At 46.8% G+C, this 18,605-nt stretch carries 18 protein-coding genes; 10 read left to right on the top strand and 8 right to left on the bottom strand.

Annotated elements, in window-relative coordinates:
• Window positions 1-82 precede the first annotated feature (82 nt).
• Window positions 83-1,825 carry a GGDEF domain-containing protein gene (locus Q1B47_RS06500; protein WP_299790438.1) on the top strand — a complete coding sequence of 581 codons (1,743 nt, stop codon included), beginning with the start codon at window positions 83-85 and terminating at the stop codon, window positions 1,823-1,825.
• 8 nt (window positions 1,826-1,833) lie between these two features.
• Here Q1B47_RS06500 and Q1B47_RS06495 read toward each other — a convergent pair whose 3' ends face one another.
• A complete protein-coding gene (locus Q1B47_RS06495; RefSeq protein ID WP_299790435.1) occupies window positions 1,834-2,358 on the bottom strand; it encodes a DUF3016 domain-containing protein in 525 nt (174 codons plus the stop codon).
• Between the two features lie 379 nt (window positions 2,359-2,737).
• On the opposite strand from Q1B47_RS06495, the gene Q1B47_RS06490 reads away from it, so the two are divergent.
• From Q1B47_RS06490 to Q1B47_RS06480, 3 genes are all read left to right on the top strand, one after another.
• Window positions 2,738-3,043 carry a hypothetical protein gene (locus Q1B47_RS06490; protein ID WP_299790432.1) on the top strand — a complete coding sequence of 102 codons (306 nt, stop codon included), beginning with the start codon at window positions 2,738-2,740 and terminating at the stop codon, window positions 3,041-3,043.
• Between the two features lie 227 nt (window positions 3,044-3,270).
• The gene (locus Q1B47_RS06485) at window positions 3,271-3,555 is read left to right on the top strand and encodes a hypothetical protein (protein ID WP_299790429.1); all 285 of its coding nucleotides are present in this window, start codon (window positions 3,271-3,273) and stop codon (window positions 3,553-3,555) included.
• Window positions 3,556-3,861: 306 nt separating this feature from the next.
• A complete protein-coding gene (locus Q1B47_RS06480) occupies window positions 3,862-4,173 on the top strand; it encodes a hypothetical protein (protein WP_299790425.1) in 312 nt (103 codons plus the stop codon).
• A 77-nt stretch (window positions 4,174-4,250) separates the two neighbouring features.
• Here the strand turns inward: Q1B47_RS06480 and Q1B47_RS06475 are convergent, their stop codons facing one another.
• Window positions 4,251-4,760: a DUF4240 domain-containing protein gene (locus Q1B47_RS06475; protein ID WP_299790422.1), complete on the bottom strand. Its 510-nt coding sequence runs from the start codon at window positions 4,758-4,760 to the stop codon at window positions 4,251-4,253.
• A 125-nt stretch (window positions 4,761-4,885) separates the two neighbouring features.
• Between Q1B47_RS06475 and Q1B47_RS06470 the strand changes: the two genes are divergently transcribed.
• The 5 genes from Q1B47_RS06470 (at window position 4,886) to Q1B47_RS06450 (ending at window position 8,288) form a co-directional block, all read left to right on the top strand.
• Complete coding sequence (locus tag Q1B47_RS06470) at window positions 4,886-5,278, top strand: hypothetical protein (RefSeq protein WP_299790419.1); 393 nt, start codon at window positions 4,886-4,888, stop codon at window positions 5,276-5,278.
• Window positions 5,279-5,372: 94 nt separating this feature from the next.
• Complete coding sequence (locus Q1B47_RS06465) at window positions 5,373-6,170, top strand: response regulator (protein WP_299790416.1); 798 nt, start codon at window positions 5,373-5,375, stop codon at window positions 6,168-6,170.
• A gap of 258 nt (window positions 6,171-6,428) precedes the next feature.
• Window positions 6,429-6,701 carry an HU family DNA-binding protein gene (locus Q1B47_RS06460; RefSeq protein WP_012140949.1) on the top strand — a complete coding sequence of 91 codons (273 nt, stop codon included), beginning with the start codon at window positions 6,429-6,431 and terminating at the stop codon, window positions 6,699-6,701.
• Between the two features lie 281 nt (window positions 6,702-6,982).
• On the top strand, window positions 6,983-7,675 hold the full coding sequence (locus Q1B47_RS06455) for a TorF family putative porin (protein WP_299790406.1): 693 nt from the start codon (window positions 6,983-6,985) through the stop codon (window positions 7,673-7,675).
• A 439-nt stretch (window positions 7,676-8,114) separates the two neighbouring features.
• Window positions 8,115-8,288 carry a hypothetical protein gene (locus tag Q1B47_RS06450; protein ID WP_299790403.1) on the top strand — a complete coding sequence of 58 codons (174 nt, stop codon included), beginning with the start codon at window positions 8,115-8,117 and terminating at the stop codon, window positions 8,286-8,288.
• 137 nt (window positions 8,289-8,425) lie between these two features.
• Here Q1B47_RS06450 and Q1B47_RS06445 read toward each other — a convergent pair whose 3' ends face one another.
• The 6 genes from Q1B47_RS06445 to Q1B47_RS06420 form a co-directional block, all read right to left on the bottom strand.
• Window positions 8,426-9,418: an HD domain-containing phosphohydrolase gene (locus tag Q1B47_RS06445; protein WP_299790400.1), complete on the bottom strand. Its 993-nt coding sequence runs from the start codon at window positions 9,416-9,418 to the stop codon at window positions 8,426-8,428.
• Window positions 9,415-12,408 (bottom strand): PAS domain S-box protein, encoded by a 2,994-nt coding sequence (locus tag Q1B47_RS06440; protein ID WP_299790397.1) that lies wholly within the window; start codon window positions 12,406-12,408, stop codon window positions 9,415-9,417. Before Q1B47_RS06440 ends, Q1B47_RS06445 begins: the two co-directional genes overlap by 4 nt.
• 352 nt (window positions 12,409-12,760) lie before the next feature.
• Window positions 12,761-13,867: a hypothetical protein gene (locus Q1B47_RS06435; protein ID WP_299790394.1), complete on the bottom strand. Its 1,107-nt coding sequence runs from the start codon at window positions 13,865-13,867 to the stop codon at window positions 12,761-12,763.
• A gap of 14 nt (window positions 13,868-13,881) precedes the next feature.
• Window positions 13,882-14,217: a cytochrome c3 family protein gene (locus tag Q1B47_RS06430; RefSeq protein ID WP_299790391.1), complete on the bottom strand. Its 336-nt coding sequence runs from the start codon at window positions 14,215-14,217 to the stop codon at window positions 13,882-13,884.
• A complete protein-coding gene (locus Q1B47_RS06425) occupies window positions 14,217-15,722 on the bottom strand; it encodes a flavocytochrome c (protein ID WP_299790388.1) in 1,506 nt (501 codons plus the stop codon). The genes Q1B47_RS06430 and Q1B47_RS06425 overlap by 1 nt, the downstream gene beginning before the upstream one ends.
• A gap of 56 nt (window positions 15,723-15,778) precedes the next feature.
• Window positions 15,779-17,464, bottom strand: a complete 1,686-nt coding sequence (locus Q1B47_RS06420) for an aromatic amino acid lyase (protein WP_299790385.1) — start codon at window positions 17,462-17,464, stop codon at window positions 15,779-15,781.
• Window positions 17,465-17,738: 274 nt separating this feature from the next.
• Here Q1B47_RS06420 and Q1B47_RS06415 point away from each other — a divergent pair, with 274 nt between their 5' ends.
• Window positions 17,739-18,572, top strand: a complete 834-nt coding sequence (locus tag Q1B47_RS06415; protein ID WP_299790382.1) for a LysR family transcriptional regulator — start codon at window positions 17,739-17,741, stop codon at window positions 18,570-18,572.
• Window positions 18,573-18,605 lie beyond the last annotated feature (33 nt).

The following is an 18,605-nucleotide window of genomic DNA, read 5'->3' as shown; positions in this document are numbered from 1 at the left end:
AATATCTGCCATCGGCCACTCTGTCATCCAGGCGTCACTTTAACATCGTAAGCTCTTCTCAATATAGAGAAAGGTGATAAAGATGTCGGCGATAGATCTAGGAAAAGAACTCGGTAAGGTCATTGACAGAAAGCAGATAAATGCTCTCTTTCAACCCATTTTTAATATCAATAACCATAGCCTACATGGTTATGAAGCCTTGAGTAGGGGGCCTCAACACAGCCCTCTTTTCTCGCCGGTTCCGCTGTTTAAGACTGCATCCTATGAAGGACGCCTCAGTGAGCTGGAAAGCTTATGCCGAAACACCTCCATCACACATTTCAAGGAAAAACGCCTCGGTGGAAAGCTGTTCATCAATATCTCACCTAAGGTATTGCTCGAACCCAATCATGCCAAAGGGATAACGCTTAGTTTAGTTCAGGAGTTGGGGCTGTCACCTTCTCAGGTCGTGATTGAACTTTCCGAACAGTATCCGGCCGATGATATCGACCTGCTTAAATCTTGTCTCAGCTACTATCGAAGCCAGGGTTTTCTTACCGCTATCGATGATCTTGGCACAGGTTACTCCGGACTCAGACTCTGGTCAGAACTGGCACCGGATTATGTCAAGATCGATCGCCACTTCATTCACCGGATAGATCAATCGCCGGTGAAACAGGAGTTCGTCCGCTCAATCATAGAGCTCTGCCAGAACCTCTCCTGTAAGGTCATAGCCGAAGGCATTGAAACCGATTCAGAGTTGGCCATACTCAAACAGTTAGGCATCATCTATTGTCAGGGTTACCTCCTAGGTCGGCCTGCAGAACAGCCCAACCAGGAACTGAAGGCTCATATTCCGCAAGAGCCGGTGAGAAGACAGCTACGCTATACCGAAACTGCAGAGAGTCTCACCCATAGCGCAATCACCACCAGCCAGGATACTAAGCTTAAAACCCTTATCGAGATGTTCAGCTCTCAACCGGATCTACAGGCTGTCGCCGTCATTAAGGGTAATTCCCCACTTGGTCTCATCAACCGTACTCAGTTGATGGAGTTGTTTATAACCCCCTATGGCCGGGCTCTGCATGAAAACAGAAGTGCCGCAGAGATAATGGACCCACAGGTACTCACAGTCGACGCGACCACACCACTGTCCCAAGTCAGCCAGTCACTGACTTCTGATGCCAACCATGTCATGTCTCAGCAGTTCATCGTGATGCGAAACAACGAACTCCTGGGAATAGGCCACACCAAAGAGTTACTGCAACAACTCACAGAGCAGAGAATTAAAATGGCTCGTCACGCAAACCCGTTGACCGGGCTGCCGGGAAATATTCCGATCCAGGAGGAGATAAAGCGCCTAAGGCTACAAAGCAAGCCCTTTTATCTCGCCTATTTCGATCTCAACAACTTTAAGCCTTATAACGATATCTACGGCTTTTGTCGCGGTGATGAAGTGATCCAGGAGGTGGCAGACTTGTTGGAGCAACATCATGATAACGATAATTTTATCGGCCATGTGGGCGGCGATGACTTCGTTATCATCAGTACCGGGGAGAGCATAGAGATTCTTTGTCGTCAGGTTCTGGTCAACTTTTCAAAAAGAAGAAGACTCTTCTATTCCGACATTCATTGGCAGGCTCAGAAGATGGGGGGAGAAGATCGTAAAGGAGAGGCTTGCGAACATGAACTGATCGGCTTATGCGTCGGAGTGCTGCCACCATCGGTGACATCACAATGCACCGAACATCAACTATCCACCTATAGTGCCAGGGCAAAAAAACAGGCTAAACAAGCGAAAAGCTCATTTAGCCTGTTTAAAGATTCAGACGACAGAGTCGCTTAAAAGGTCAATCAGAGCTTAGGAGCAACCGTTTTGTTCAACCAATCGGCCAATAGCTTTGATTCATATCTGTAGGGCTTGTCGTTCATGCGTCCGACGCTCTGCATGAAGCCCATATCGGTCAACTTCTCGTCCCCGGCCATAATCACCTTATCTCCCTCCAACACCTTATAGCTGAAGGTGATACGGGGGGGATATATCTCTTCGATCAGCCGAATATCATTCATGGTAGCACCAAATGTAGGTCTGACATCACCGGCAAGATCGAGATCAGTCACCAGCATCTCAAGTTTCTGATCCGGCTTCAGGGTCTTACCCGCCGCTTTGTTGAGGTTCTTAGTCAGAGCCTCAAACGTTCTCTGTTCATAGCGGGATTGAATATCGCTCACCGCTTTCACATCGCGAAAGCTCTTAGGATCTTGCCATTGAATTTTAACCACTCCCTGTTCTGTCGTCGGATTTTCAACAGCTTCGTCTGCAGCAACAACCGCGCCGGAAGTTAAAACTCCCGCAAATAGTAAATAGGTTAACTTCATATGGGCCTCCTGAGGCTAAACGCTGATATTGATTACCAAGCAGCCACTATTAAAAAGATATCGACATAGAGAAGGTATCTGGACTGGCGAACAATTAATGTACAGAACCTAACCTGTATATATGCTTAATGCAAAGAAATTAATGGCTAGCCAGTTGTATAGTACATTATCTAAATAAGACCGTTACAATCGACAATCAATTACATCATAGTTGGTAAAAACTGTATCGGTAAATATCTGACCCGGTTGCATGGGAACTGTTAAGGAGGCCACTTACTCAATCGCAAGCAGTTCCATGCAGGAGATCGCCTTGAGGCTCGCATTAGTCAATGATTTAAGTATAAAATACCGACTCTCTCTCCAGTGGGTTCACTCATCAATGAAAAATGCTCAGCCCGTTATCTTCGTCATTACGCTTTTCATTACCCTGGGGGTAACCCTGTATCTGATCAACCGCTCTGAAACGAGGAGTGAGCCGGAGACCTGGTCTTCATTTGTCTATACCAATGGCTATAACTCGGGCAGATATAAGAAGGTCGATGATTTTGATGATTACCCCTCCTGTCGAAGCTATTCGTTAGAAAAGTCGGCACAGTATGATCAAGCCCCCTGGGAGTGTGGATTGCGATGCCGTTTCGACTCGAGCCGTCAGGGATTTCAGTGTGAAACGATGAACAACGAGTAGTTGTGACCCAAATGGCTCACTGGACAAGGTAGCGCTGAAGCTATTTCCCCCCCCCCTTCGATAACCGATGCCACCAGCTCATCGACCAGCCAGCCCTCAGTATTGCAATTGCGAAGGGGGGAGCAGGCGTTATCCTCACTGCCAATTCAGCCGATGTTCAAGTTTCCCGTGCTAATATCCCACTCCAATATTTCGAGACCCCACAACTTGTGTATAGGAGCGACACTATGACATCTAGCATTAAAAACACCTTACTTATCAGCTTGTTCAGCTTAACATTCATAGGTGTCAATGCTAATGCAAGCGAACTCATCAGTATCGACGAGAGCACAACAACGGCCCATGAGCTACTTTCGCAATATGAGGCTATGACCGAAGATATGAGCGCCGACAGGCAACTGGAGGCTGTCGAAAAACAGCTGAACAGCGAAGATCTCGATCTGTTACAGCCTATCTGCAGCGAATACATGATCGACCTGAATACGGGCGATGAAGTCTGTGTAGCGCAGTAAAGATACCATTCGAGTTGAGAGGCTAAAAAGCCTCTCTCTTTTTAGCAAAGCACCATTCGCGGCTAAAGCCACTCCTACAAAGGCTCGTCGCTGACTCCGGCAACAGTTATCCCCCCCCTCGAGTCGCCGAATTTTTACTGTGCACTTTTCATTCAGCTCCGGTACATCTTTTACCGGATAGGATACGCATTAATTAATCGAGACTAATACACCAGGATGACACCTCTTATCCATATCTGCCGAAAGAGATAGGGTTAAGAGCCAACGGTTCCTTTATGGTCACAACTGCAGATCCGGAGATTATTTATGAGCCACTCAATCACTCAAACCAAGGTAGCATTTTCAGGAAAGGTCGCCCTCATTGCCGGCTTACTCATCGCAACCGCTGTTATCGGGCAGGTCAAAGCCGATGAGTTAACGCCATCTGAAAAGGCTGCGGTGAATCAACACTTCGAAATTTTAGCCACTCACCAGAGTGAGTCTGAAAACGCTTTGATTGAGAGCCAACAAGATGAGTTCGAGCTGAAACTATCGACGGCCGAAGAACTGTTTATGGACAAGACCTGTGATGACAACGGCCTGCATTATGACAGTAATGCCGAAGTCTGTTACGAATGATCGCAGCGCCGCCTCGGTTACCGACAGAAAAAAAGCGAGGCTCTCCTCGCTTTTTCTATCTGAGACCAGCTAAGAGATTAAAACGGAAATGCCTCGCTCAACTGCGGGTAGTTCGCCTTTAGGTGTTTCTTCTTTGTCGAGAACTTCTTACCCTGAGGTGTCGCCATCCCCGAAGGAACGAAAGGCAACTCCCCATCAGTCCTCTCTTCAAAAATCTGTCCGGCTATCAGGTCGTACTCATCCAAAAACGGATAAGCATAGCCATCCTTTTCCGGCCACTGCGTAAGTTGGCCCAGGTCATCCGGGTTGAGTACGACTTTGTCGTACCACTCTTTACCCAATGAGATAAGAAAACAGCGAAACTCAGCAAAGGCATACTCTGAATCACAGCCGGTAATAATATAAGCAGCTCCCCATACCGACCATGAGTATGACCGACGCATCTGTTGTCCAAAGAACTTATCAAATTCCACAAGCTGATCGTCACTCAGCGCTTCAAGTTTACTCTTTAAATTATCGGCTAAGCTAATCTGGTCTTGATCCGGCGTCGTTCTCGTTACCAGCTGCCAAAATTCTGTTTCGGTCATAAAAATCTCACTCTGTTTTCCTCCCGCCATTCTAATCTATATCACTTTGATTTTGACTCTTAACTCTGATTTTTTTACACTCGCCGCTCATTAACTCTACTAATGCGCTACCCAAGAGACCTCCAATGAAAAGACCAAGCCCTGCCCTCTTTATCATCATGTTCCTCTACTCCATATTAGCTATAGTAGCGATTTACCGAGCGGTAAGCACACAGTCCGTCGATCTCTTTTCGTTAGGGGTTATCCCGGTTCTCGTAGGTTTAGCCATGCGGACCAGCTGGGCCGGCATCGCATTCAAAGTCTATCTGTTCATTCAGACTCTGGGGCTCGCAGCGCTTGCAGGCACCGCCATCATCGCCTATCAGGTAACGCCTGACGATGTGAAAGTGGTTATCAATAACCAGGAGATCCCGGTACCACTCATCGCCCTGCTCGGCGTCACTCTGCTAGGGTTTCAGTTTTGGGTCGCCTTCTCTAAAAAGACAAACGCATACCTGCGTAACGATGAGACTCATTAGGGAAAAACACCGCCTAATCAGCCGGGTAGCGTGTTGCTAAGATGTTGTCCTTAGGGTAATTTAGCCGCACATACTAATAATAAGAACTGATCCAATGCACACACTATCACCCGGTGAACTTTCAATCCTGCTTGTAGAGCCTTCCGATACACAGAGAAAAATTATCTCCAGCAGACTGACCCACGAAGGGATCTGCAACATACAAGCGGCTAAAAGCATCAGCGAAGCTATGGAGATCATAGCTCGCCACCAGCCCGATCTGGTGGCCAGTGCCATGCATTTCGACGATGGAACTGCACTGGACCTGCTCAAGCAGTTAAAACAGGCCGATGAATACCGCGATATTCAATTCATGTTGGTCTCCAGTGAATGCCGCCGGGAACAACTTGAGGTATTCAGACAATCCGGTGTGGTCTCCATTCTTCCCAAGCCCTTCTCTTCTGAACACTTAGGCAAGGCTCTCAATGCGACCATAGACCTTCTGAGTCAAGATGAACTCGATCTTGCCCACTTCGATGTACATAACTTGAGAGTTCTGGTTGTCGATGACAGTAAGATGGCAAGAAATATCATCAGACGTACGATCTCAAATTTAGGGCTGCAGCTGATCACCGAGGCCACGGACGGTGAGCAAGCCATAGAAATTATGAAGCAAAATATGTTTGATCTGGTGATCACCGATTACAATATGCCCAGCGTCGATGGCTTAGCGCTGACCCAGTTTATTCGTAATGACAGCCAACAGTCTCATATCCCTATCCTTATGGTCTCATCGGAGGCTAATGACACCCATCTCAGCAATGTTTCCCTGGCCGGTGTCAATGCCCTCTGTGATAAGCCCTTCGAGCCTCAGCTCGTTAAGCAGCTCCTCTACCAACTACTCGATGAATAAGCTTTAAATATCAATTTATGGAGAAAGATCCGGCACCTTAACCGCGATGCAGACAGCCAAGGAGCCCGATAGCAAGCCTGTTCATTAAGCCGACAGGTGAAATTGATCCATTTTTAGACAAATATTGTCCTCAAAGGGCAATTCTGAGCGCTAAAGCACTTTTAATATGCCATGGCTTATGGCATGTTAGGTCCAGCGATTACTAAGTAATTAATGTGATTGGTATAATTAAATCTACGGAAAGAAGAGACTATTCAAATGAATAAGACTGAACTTGTTGCAAAAATAGCTGAGAATGCGGAACTGACTAAAGCAGAAGCTGCACGCGCACTGAAATCTTTTGAAGAGACTGTCACCGAAGCGATGAAAAATGGTGATAAGATCTCAATCGTTGGTTTTGGTTCTTTCGAAACTTCTAATCGTGCTGCACGTACTGGCCGCAACCCTCAAACGGGTAAAGAGATCCAAATCCCGGCAGCTACTGTTCCAAAATTTAAAGCCGGTAAGACTCTGAAAGACAGCGTTAACTAATCACGCTTTTTCATTGCTTATAAATAAAAACCTCCTTAAGGAGGTTTTTTTGTATCCGCATATCGAATCAGGACTCAGGTGGTACCTCGGCATCATCACACCTTGCACTACTGGAGTGCATTTTCTGCTCCATTAATAGTCACTCTCCCCCGCCGCTATAGAATACAACACCGTAACCAATTGATATTAATCAAAACTAACTGTGGCACAAGATTAGCAGCCCTTTCTCTGGCAGTAATAACTATAAAGATACACTCGCTCATTAATGAAAGGGAATGAATATGAAACAAGCACTCAGCTCTAGCTCTATCATGGCCTCGGCTTTTTTAATGGCCTTTTGCGCTAACGCCAGCGTTACGGGGAATATTGGCGCCAGTTCTAACTACCTATGGAGAGGGGTCACCCAGACCCAGGATGCCGTCGCCGTTCAGGCCGGCATAGATTATGAGCATGATAGCGGACTCTACCTTGGCACATGGGGCTCGAATGTAGACTTTGGTGATACAACCAGCTATGAAATTGATTTCTATGCAGGTTACTCAGGATCTGTTGGTGAAGAGTTTGGCTACGATATCAGTTATCTCTATTACGCCTACCCCGACAGCGACTCCAGTGTCGACTTTGGTGAGATTACGGCTGCATTAAGTTGGAAGTGGTTTTCGGTCAGTTACTCAAAGATAGTCAATGCCGGGAGTGATGTAGCCGCAGATCCACTGGATGAGAAAGATCTCTCCTATATCCAGGCTGGCTTCTCCCTCCCTTTCTCGGACACATTGAGCTTAGATCTACATTACGGCTACTCATCCGGCGACGTGAGTACCGCCTGGTTTGATGTCGACAGCTATACCGACTACTCACTCTCTCTCAATAAAGATACCGACCTTGGCACAGTCTCATTTATGGTGAGCGATACGGATCTGGAGCAGGACGATCCTAAAGTGATCCTGGGATACAGCTATAGTTTCGGACTCTAGCTTCTGAGAGAGTGTTAACTCCCGTTTGGCACAGCGAATAACCCTGATTGGAAATTATGCCTTAAGAAAATAGCAGAGTTTCAATTTGTGATCTCAAGCTAGATGTGTTATCACTAAAATAGCGATAACGCATCTAACCACAGACTGCAAACAACTGATATTAAAGTTTATTTTACCCAGCCTGATTATTAAAAAGGCAAAAAGTGGCTTTTTAACTCATCAATAGATAATGTTAAATCGATCTCACTTTTCCTCATAAGAGCCTGATATCTTTCTCATCAGCGCTTACTAATGTTTCCGACTCATCCGAGTTAACGTCTTAGGTTATAGCGCTTGTTTTTGCTCTTTACCTTAACTTTCTGACACCCTGAAGGTGTCATTTTCTAATCGATGGCAACTATTAAAATGCCATAAGTATTTCACAAGAGAGGAGTTGGTTATGGCTCAGATTATTGACCTTGTGCCCAACGATGCAGAGATAGAAGCGATGACAGCCCCAAAAAATAAACGGGCTGCCGATGATCTAAAACACAGACGTGAAGTAAAAAAACGCTTGGAAGAGCGACTGGCAGAAGCCGCACTTCAGCGAGCCATTGGCGGAGATTTTTACTAATCCCCTATCTACTTGAATCCAGGATTCTCCCCCTGGATTCGAGTATAATTGCTTACCCGCCAAATCGGCTTAAAACACTCTCCTATTGGCAAGTAGGTTAAGATTATGACTCAGTTTTACTGGCTATAAACTAGATACTACTTCCCTTTTACCTCCTGTTTATCCCATCTTTCTTTTATTCTAATTATCTCCTCAATAGCACCACAAAAGAATTCAACCAGTCTGGGCTCAAAATGGCTTCCGGAACCACTTCTGATCTCTGCAATGGAATCCTCAATCGACCATGCCTCTTTGTAGGGGCGGTTCATAGTTAATGCATCGAAAACATCGGCAATGGCAACGATTCTGGCACTCTCAGGGATAGACTCTCCTGCAAGCCCCATCGGATAACCACTACCATCCCACTTTTCATGATGATACAGGGCTATCTCTGCGGCCATACTAAAAATAGGATTATGACTCATGCCCAGAATACGGTTACCTATTTCAGTGTGGCTCTTCATTACCTCCCATTCATCAGCAGTCAGTTTGCGCGGTGCCTTCAAAATTGTATCGGGTATACCAATCTTACCGGTGTCATGCATCGACGCGCTCAATTCAAGGCGCCCAGCAAGCTCACTACTCCACCCGGCAGCCTCCGCAATAACTTTGGCATAAGCCGACATTCGCCATATATGTACACCGGTATCGGTATCATTATAGTGCCCCGCCTCACCGAGCATGAATATTGCGGCCTTCTGATTTTCTTCCAGCTCATTAACTCGCACCAGTGAAAGGTGAGTCTGCACCCGCCTCAACACAATTGGGGCTGATATCGGTTTTTGAATGTAATCTACGGCACCAACATCAAAACCTTTTGCCTCATCTTCCACTTCATTCATAGCGGTAACAAAAATGACCGGAATCTTATCTGTAGCCGGGTAGGCCTTTAATCTCTCACACACTTCATAACCATTCATACCCGGCATCATAATATCCAGTAAAATCAGATCGGGTTCATGTTTAACCGCCACCTCGAGTGTTTTATCTCCATTTGTGGCAAAAATAAGCTGATATTGATCCTTCAATACCTGCTTCAATACATTGAGGTTATTAGGTTCATCATCAACAAGAAGTATTTTTTTCTTCATCTGTTTTCTCCCTGTTTCAAGCCCCATTTTTCAATTAGGACATTTGCAATATCTTTCGCCGCATCAAAGTCAAAGTCATCAACTTCACGGTGAAGTGGGACCAAATCGGCTCCCCCAACATACTCTGTAAGTCGGGTCAGCACAGGCTCAACATCATCAGGGTTTAACTTGTCCAAGGCGAGAAGGAGCTCATCTGCCAAGCCACTTACAACTGCGGCATCGAACTCCTTCGTTGGCAAGGCTTCAACCTCAGGCAACTCTAGTGTGTCGATTGCTGCAACGGCTTTAGCAAGTGAGCTTTTTAACTCACCAATCATTTGGGGGAGTTCATTTTTCACACCGGCTTTCAAGGCTGCATTGACATCGACAGCTAACAGCGCAACCCGATCCAACATCAAGTTCCCAGCCACCCCTTTCAATGCATGAGTTAACTTTCTGGCTCGTTCAAAGTCATCTGTAGCCCCCCTCAATAAATCCTCAACTAATACGGCATCACCTGCATGCTCATGAGAAAAAGAGAGCAATGCCTTGGCATAAACAATAGGATCCCGCCAAACCTCCATCGCTTTCGAAATATCCGCTACTTGCTGTACGGGAGAAAGATCAAACTCATCCCGATGGTTTGGACTAATTTTTCGACTCGTATTCTCAGTACCTATACCACTGGTAACATGCTGTTCTATTGCAGCAAACAGACTATTAAAATCAATAGGCTTTGCTTCGACACTATCCATACCGGCTTTCAAACATTTTTGGTGGTCCTCACGCATCACACTGGCAGTTAACGCTAAAATTGGAATATGATTACCTGTGGGTTTCTCAAGCCTGCGTATCCTACGACAAGCCTCCAGACCATCCATTTCAGGCATCATCACATCCATTAAAATCAAGTCATATGAACCTTGCCTAAACGCTTCGACAACCTCATAACCATTCTTTGCCCAAAATACATCGTGTCCCTGCTGCTTGAACCGCAACATAACAAGCGTGGCGTTTTCAGTGATATCTTCGGCCAAAAGGATGCGAAACAAGCGTGGAGAAACATAGTCATCTTCAACCCTGGAAAGCTCTTCATAGAGACAAGCATCCATGCTGGTCGATTCAGGCATATGAGCGGTAAAGTGGAAGCTCGATCCCTTCCCGGCCTCACTCTCTGCCCATAACTCCCCCCCCATCAGCTCTACTATCTGTTTTGAAATGGTGGTGCCCAACCCAGTACCACCAAATCGACGACTGGTGGAGCTATCGGCCTGAACAAATGAGTCAAATACTTTATCCAGCTGTTCCGGGCTCATGCCGATACCAGTATCGCTGATATTAAAATGCAACTGTCCTGCTTCCTCGCCCGGTAATACACAAATCTTCACCTCCCCCTTATCCGTAAACTTGATGGCATTACCTACCAGGTTCAACATTACCTGCTGTAGCCTGGAGGGGTCTCCCACAAAATGAGTTGGCAACTTTGCATCGTATTCAGTTTTTAACTCTAATCCCTTTTCCACCGCCTTCTGCTCCAATATTCTCATTGCAATTGCAAGAGCATTGGGTAAATGAAAACAGACGGTATCGAGAGTGAACTTACCGCTCTCCAGCTTTGAGATATCCAAAATATCGTTAATCAATCCCAATAACGCTTTAGAGGATGTCACTATGGTCTCAACATGGCCCGCAGTCTCAGCAGTCAATTCCGGAGCCTGAAGCACTACCTCAGCAAAACCTATTATGGAATTCATCGGCGTTCTTATTTCATGACTCATATTGGCAAGGAATGCCGATTTGGCACGAGTACCAGATTCGGCAGACTCCTTAGCCAGTTGTAAATCCCCCTCAATCTTTTTTTGCCGAGTAATATCACTGATAAATGCCACAAAAAGGTGATGGCCTTCTCCCAAATCCCTGTGGCCTACCGATAAAAAAGCCGGGAAGGTACTATTATCTTTACGCTTCGCTATCACCTCCCGACCACGGCCAATCACATGAGTCTCACCGCTCTTAATATATTGACTTAAGTAGTTATCGTGCTCAGAACTCATCGGTTCACCCATCAACATAGAGACATTGCGACCAACTACATCCTCCCTCTTCCAACCAAATAACTCGGTTGCAGAGGGATTAAATTCATGCACTATACCTAGCTCATCAATTGTGATGACACCACTTGCGGCGGTTTGAACTATCGCCTTAACTTCGGCAGTGGCCATAGCTACCAACTTTTCCAGATGTTCACGATGCTGAACAAGCTCTTTCTCGACAGCTTTCTGTTTGGAGAGATCCGTCATTATGCCGACAAACATTTTGCCATCGCTTAACTCCATCTCGCCGACTGACAAATGTATGGGAACAAGAGTGCCGTCCTTACATTGAGCAATCACCTCGCGACCCGAGCCGATGATACGAGGCGTTCCGCCATTAACATAACGATTCAGATAACTATCATGTTCAGAGTGATAGGGGTCTGGCATCAATATCTTGACATTGCGATCAATAACCTCAGTCGCGGAGTAGCCTAAAAGACGTTCAGCTGCCGAATTGAATGATTGAATCAGTCCATTAGAATCAATAGTAATAATAGGATTCACCGCGGTTTCAAATATGGCCCTATTCAGCTCCTCGCTGCGATCCAGCGAACGCTTAGCCTCCTTCTGCGCGCTTAAATCCAGAACCGACCCAATAAATACTCTTGCTTCACCTAGTTGCACCTGATTCACCGCCAGCCAGAGTGGAAAACTTGTTCCATCCTTTCGTAAACCAGGCAGTTCGCGCCCCTTGCCGATGATATGTGCGTCACCTTCACATTGATAACGAGACAGATATGCATCATGCATCGAGTGATAGGGTTCAGGCATCAGCATGGAGACATTTCGACCAACAACTTCACCGGCTGAATAACCAAATATACTTTCAGCTACCGCATCAAAAGATTGAATGATGCCGGATGGATTAATTGTAATGCCGCCGACAGCGGTACTTTGTTGTGGTTCATACCCCATACTCAGCTCCGATACCTTTGCCGCAAATCACTTTTTAAAGCTCCCTTAAGGAGTTCCAATGAAAGAGGCTACGCGGAAAGTGGTGTATCGTTCCGCAAAATAATACCCGACTATTATTATAGGTTATTTCTGAAAGTTGACAGGAGTTCTCCCTTTGATTGTTTATGGTACGGGTAATGAAGCCATTAAACGGTTTTACAATTAGGTGAGTATCTGAACGATTTAGGTTTATCTGGTGGGATGGTTAAAGCGGTTTTTTAGAATTCTTAAATTCACTTTATTTTCCAGCCCCGTCTGAGAGAGATGAAGGAGATTTCAGACGAGGCTCGATTCAAGAAGCAGTTAAGCAGATTTAAAAGTAGTAACCGAAGTTAATATTAACCCGGTAATCCCAATCATCACCGACCTCAGGCAGACCGATATGATCGTTGTTCGCGGTCGAGAAGGTCATGTTCTTACCCGCAATGAGATCAACCATGGTATAAGTAGGCCCGGCCGCGATAGCCATGCCCGTGACGTTCTGGAAACTATTATCGTAAGAGTCATCTTCAACATCGGGAGTGAGTACCCCAAAGTCGTTATAGACCTTAACGCTTCCCCAATCTGTAGCTATGGTTTTTGCCAGGTTAAAATTATAGATCTGCCCTTTCGATGCGACTTCATACTGCCAACCGACGACAGAGACACCAATCTTGTTCTCATCGGCAGAATCTGCTGCGTCAAACTCATAATGCATCGCCTGTGCCTGGATATTCCAACCACCAAAAGTTCCATCTAAGTGAGCAGCAAGAGCAAAGCGGTCGCCTGTATTGCCAGTCCCGCTGTTATATATCTGACCATACTGCCCCGAAGCCCCGATCGTAACCGCGCCGAAGGTCTGGGTGTGGCGTAGGTTGAACTGATTAGTTTCTTCATTGTTATATTCAGTTCCGTTGATTGTCCCCGTATAGAGGTCTGCAGCATAACGGGCATTGTTACTCGCACCATATTCGGGGCTCTTGAAGAAAGCGACGTCCGTCTGCATTCCACCACTCTTATAGACAGCTTTTACGCCGACATCCCGGTCATCTTCAAAACCAAGGTAATAGGGTAAGCCCATCCACCAGGAGTTAGAGATATAACCGTGATTACCGAATGGCACATGAGTGATACCAGCCTGAATCTGCAACTCCGTCGACATCTCATAAGTTGCGTAACCCAGGATGATATAGTCATTACTCTTGTTGAGTCGGTATTCCGAGGCGAAGCCCCAGTTACCGCTACTTCCGCTTGCCGTCAGCGACAGCGTGTCGAACGCAATATCGCCCAACTTATCTTTTGATGATTCGCTGTAGTCGATATAGCTGTAATTAACACGTACAGAACCGCCAATGTTGAGGTTTTCATTTATTTCCGCAGCCCCCGCAGGGACTGCGAGTGCTGCCAGCAGAGACGCAGCAATCGCAGTAAGTTTTCTCATTGTATTACCTGTTTTTATTTTAAATTTGTAAATTCAACCACATGGCATTCAGTGCAGATCGCTTCCGAGGCTTTGTGCTCGGAGTGACAGGCCGTACACTCAAGCAGATCTTCGTAGTGGTGTGACCCATGAGGTTTTTTATCCCAGCGGTTTGGCTGTGTCGGGATCTCACTCATCCCACCATGACATTCAATACAGGTTTCAGCCTCGGGGCGCTGAAACTTGCCTTTGGTTGTGTGGCAGGTGCGGCAATCTAACGCATCCTCGTGGTGAGGTTTCATCTTGTTGGCAGCTGTAGCGCTGAATGACAACAGCAGCGTAACCGTGGCTGCGACCAGAAAAGTTCTCATTATGCATTCGCCTTATATTTTGCCGCAGTACGACCTGCGATCTGTCCAAACACTAATCCATCAATTGATGAACAGCCGCCCAGTCGATCCATACCGTGAACACCGCCGGCAATCTCGCCCGCAGCGAATAAGCCCCTGATCGGCTCACATGTCGTAGCATCGATGACCTCTGCATCCGGAGTGATCGCGACACCACCCATGCAGTAATGCAATACGGGAGACAAGCGAAATGAATAGAACGGCGCCTTGAGCTCGGTTCTTACATCCAGTGGTTTGTTGAATGGATCTGGCGCGCCGTCTACGATCTTGTTCCAATCTGCAATAGTCTGGGTCAACGTTGCTTCGTCAACGCCATGGCGCTCCGCAAGCTCGGCTATTGAGTCAGACTTCTTCACCGCACCGTCGCGATAGGCAGCTTTAAACCCTTCTGCATGTTTGGTTGTCTCTTCGCTGCAGAAGGTAAATGGGTAGTTTGGTGTTTCTTTGGTGCCTTTCTGCATCACAACCAATTCGGCTTCGGAACGGGTACGACGAGATGCAAGCTCATTCACAAAACGCCTACCCGTCTTAGGGTCTACGGCGATCCCTTCACTGAAGGCATAATCTGAGAAGAAAGACCCGGGACCAGCCGGACGCTCATCCGGTGACCCCCATGGCCCTAACTGGTACATGTCTAACATGACCGGTAGCGACCCGGCTGCCAGTAACGACTTTATCATGTCAGCCGTGGCCCCCGACTGAGCGGTAGATCTTAAGCCTGCATAAACCGGCATAGTAGTCTTGACGAACTGTTTATCGCTGCCCCAGCCACCGGATGCGACCACTACGCCGTGGCGTGATCTGTAGCTTAACTCTTTATCAAACCTTCCGGTCTTAGAGTCGAAGTTCGTTTGAACTGCAACACCGCTGACGCTGCTGCCGTCATTGATGATCGCCGACACGTTTGTGCGGTTCTGGAACTGAATGCCTTTCTCAAGCAGATACTTATGCATAGGTACAACAATTCCGCCACCCGATGCGTTCGATGGTATGTGCCCCCTTGGTGCGCTGTGGCTACCCAGGCGAAGCAGCTTATCTTTAAACTCGACACCACACTCCATCATCATGTCGTAAGCAGTGCTGGCCTGAGTTGCCATAGTCATTGCCAACTCCGGGTGATTGAAGCCACGGCCAACTTTAACCATGTCTTTCACCAACAGCTCAGGCGAATCTTCAATGCCATGCTTCTCCTGCAACCTGGTACCCGGCATACAGACGATGCCACCACAGATAGCTGATGCGCCGCCGTAGGCAACCATCTTCTCCAGGATTAAGATCTTCTTCAGTCCGGCTTTATTGGCCGAATAGGCGGCCGATAATCCTGCGAAGCCACTACCAACGATTATCAGGTCGTACTCTTGATCGAATAACACCTTCTCTTTTTTATCGGTGCCGGAGGCATGCACCGTGCCTAACGTTGCCACAGGCAAAATCGCCGCAGCCTTTAATAAGTCTCTACGTTTCATTATCTTTTTCTCTTGGGAAAATCCCCCTCAATGAAGTTGAGGGGGCTAAAGCACGATTACTCGTATAGTGATTCCAGCTGAACGTTCTTGATGAACTGGACGCCGTTGTTGATATCTTTGGTGTAGGCTCTGTCTTTATCTACAAACGGAACAACTTTGCGGTAAGCTTTAAGCAGACGCTCGGTCCCCTCTCCAAGCTCATACCCCTGCTCATCTCTTCGCATCTGAGCCCCCTGAGTCATATGCAAGGTTTCAAAAGAGAGGATCTCAGCGCCCACGTTTGCCATCTGACGTAAGCGGTCCGCAGTCAGGTTGACATTGCTGTACATCTCCTCGATACCACCTGAAGTGGGCATGCCGTATAGCGTTACATTGTTCGTAAGGGACATGGCTTCGGCATAGAGGCCTACCATAGGCTGACCTATGTTAGCGAAACCGTCACCATGGACACCATTAGTCACATTAGACTTGGCTGAAAGATACTTACTCATGTGGGTACGACGAGAATCATCGACCTGCATGATTCGCCATCCGGAGCCATGTAACAGGTGCGCCACCGCCTTTATGGTACTTTCTGTCTGCAAGGCTATCTGAGTGAAGTCAAAAGCTGAGTTGGAGTTGATGTAATCACGACTTGTCCCACTGGGATCGACAGCATAATGCTTAACAACCGGGGTATCTGAATACCAAAGGTCACTCTTACCGGCAATCGTCACCAGAGGGTTATCTGACGTATGGTTAATTTGAATATTGACCAGCTGCTTAAGACGATCCATCTCATTCAATGCTGTCGCCAGTGTCCAGTGAGCGCTACGAAATGATAGTGCATCCTGTAACCCGCGCTGCTCATTCATCTCCCACAGGTAAGAGCCCTTCAACGATAACAGTATCGCCTCAGCGGCCTCATGCCCCTTAGGCATTCCCTTTCCCTCGACAGAGTGCCACAGGAATGGGCTGACATTACCATTGAGTGTCTCAAGACCCGCTGCTATCAGGTAAGGTGAATAGTTAATAATCTTATCGGCCTTTTGCATCGCGTCGACCAAGATGGCCATAGATACGTTAGCATTCGACAGGATAGAGATCCCATCCAGGCCGAAAGGACGAAACTTCTTCATCCCAAGGGCTTTCAAGACCTCCTTCGAGTCTCTTCGCTTTCCCTTATAGTTAATGTCCCACTCCCCCATGAGTGCCAGGCCAATATGGGTCGGCCAGGCTAAATCGTTTAATCCCATAGAGCCACGGCTGGGGATTAGCGGGTTAGCATCGTTATTCACCAACTTTAAAAATGCATCGGCTGCATCGGTTGTCATGCCTGTAAGCCCGGCAGCCATCTGGTTCAAACGGATAATCATCGACATCTTAACGATATCGTTAGGCAGGAATGGACCAACGCCAGCCGCCTGAATACGCATTTGACGTTCATTGAAAGCGATAGATGCGCTTCTCATCGGCTCTTTAGTGACGTCACCGTTAACTATCTGTTGATCCTTGAGTTCACCGAAGTTTACGTTAAGTCCATAAACCGTTTTGCCATGTTTAGTGGCATCGATAGATATGTCATATGATTTCTTAATACGACTCCAGCCGGCTTTAGATATTCGAACATCGTTCCCGGGCTGTGCTGCCTCCCTCAGAGTCTCAACAGTCAGACTCTTACCATCCAAGGTAAATGTCTCGGCATAGCTTGCCGGAGCCGTGAGTACTGCGCCAATCAGTACAGGTAATGTGCGTGTAATCAATTTACTCTTTATCATCATCTAACCCTATTTTTACTTCCCGTTATTTCTGGCGGGAATAATATTTGTAGCAAGGGTAAGTTTATGTGATGAAAGTCAGGTATGCCGACGTATAAGTTTTTCTTATACCTGATGAGGTGGCAGAAGTATGAAGCTGGTCAGCATAATAGCTGGCTGTTCGAGTCATAATCACTATTTCAAGCCAATTGATGATTCCATTGGTATTTTGATGGAACTCACGCTTTTAACAAAACAATGACATAAGAAATACAATCAGATGCTAAAGAACACGAAAATCCACTATTTCTATTACGCCGCGAAGTATTCATCTTTCTCTAAGGCCGCTGAATTTATGCAGGTTTCTCAGCCCAGCGTAAGCTCGAAAATCATCGCACTGGAAAAAGAGATCGGGATCAAGCTGTTCGAGCGTGACAAGCATGGCGTCCACCTCACCAAGAAAGGCGCGGTCCTGTACGGCGAAGTGGAGAAGGCAATAAAGTCATTTGAAAATATTGAGTTAGGCATAAAAAGGATCAAGGGAAAGGCCTTAATTAAGATAGCCACTCAGCCGAGACTTTATGAAAAATACCTCGAACCTAAGTTAACTAAAGAGTTCCTCTCCGAGTTCTTCATGCAGATCAGTACCGGAGAGTTGACAACCATTAAAAATTGGATGGATTCAGGCGAGGTCGATGTCGTGATAACCGAAGGCATATTCAACGACCACCCTGTCTTCGAATACGCAGTCGAGTTAGATAACCTTAAGTTTTACTGGGCAAAGAAAACAAACACAGAGTTCACTCCCCCCATACCCACCTTCGTGCATTCAGATATCTGGAACCATTGGCACGATCTGAGCCAGTGCATGCCAGAGGGCGCAGATTATAAGCAGATAATGATCATAGACACCCCTGATTTTTCCTCAAAGCTTATCCAGAGAGGCATAGGGATCGGCCTGCTCCCCGAGCAGATGATATTGAAAAATGAAAATTTGGAAAAATGTGAGGGCCCGACTTCAGGAACTGTCGACGGCCCGATCGCGGTATACATAAACAGGGATAAAGCCGCCGAGCTGGACGAGTGCGATATCGTCAACCGGATCATGTCGTAGAGATTTATTGCACTTTACCGTACAGGTAGAGTG

The sequence above is a fragment of the uncultured Shewanella sp. genome (assembly GCF_947501225.1).
GTDB lineage: Bacteria > Pseudomonadota > Gammaproteobacteria > Enterobacterales > Shewanellaceae > Shewanella.
This window is presented reverse-complemented; position numbering and strand designations above follow the sequence as displayed.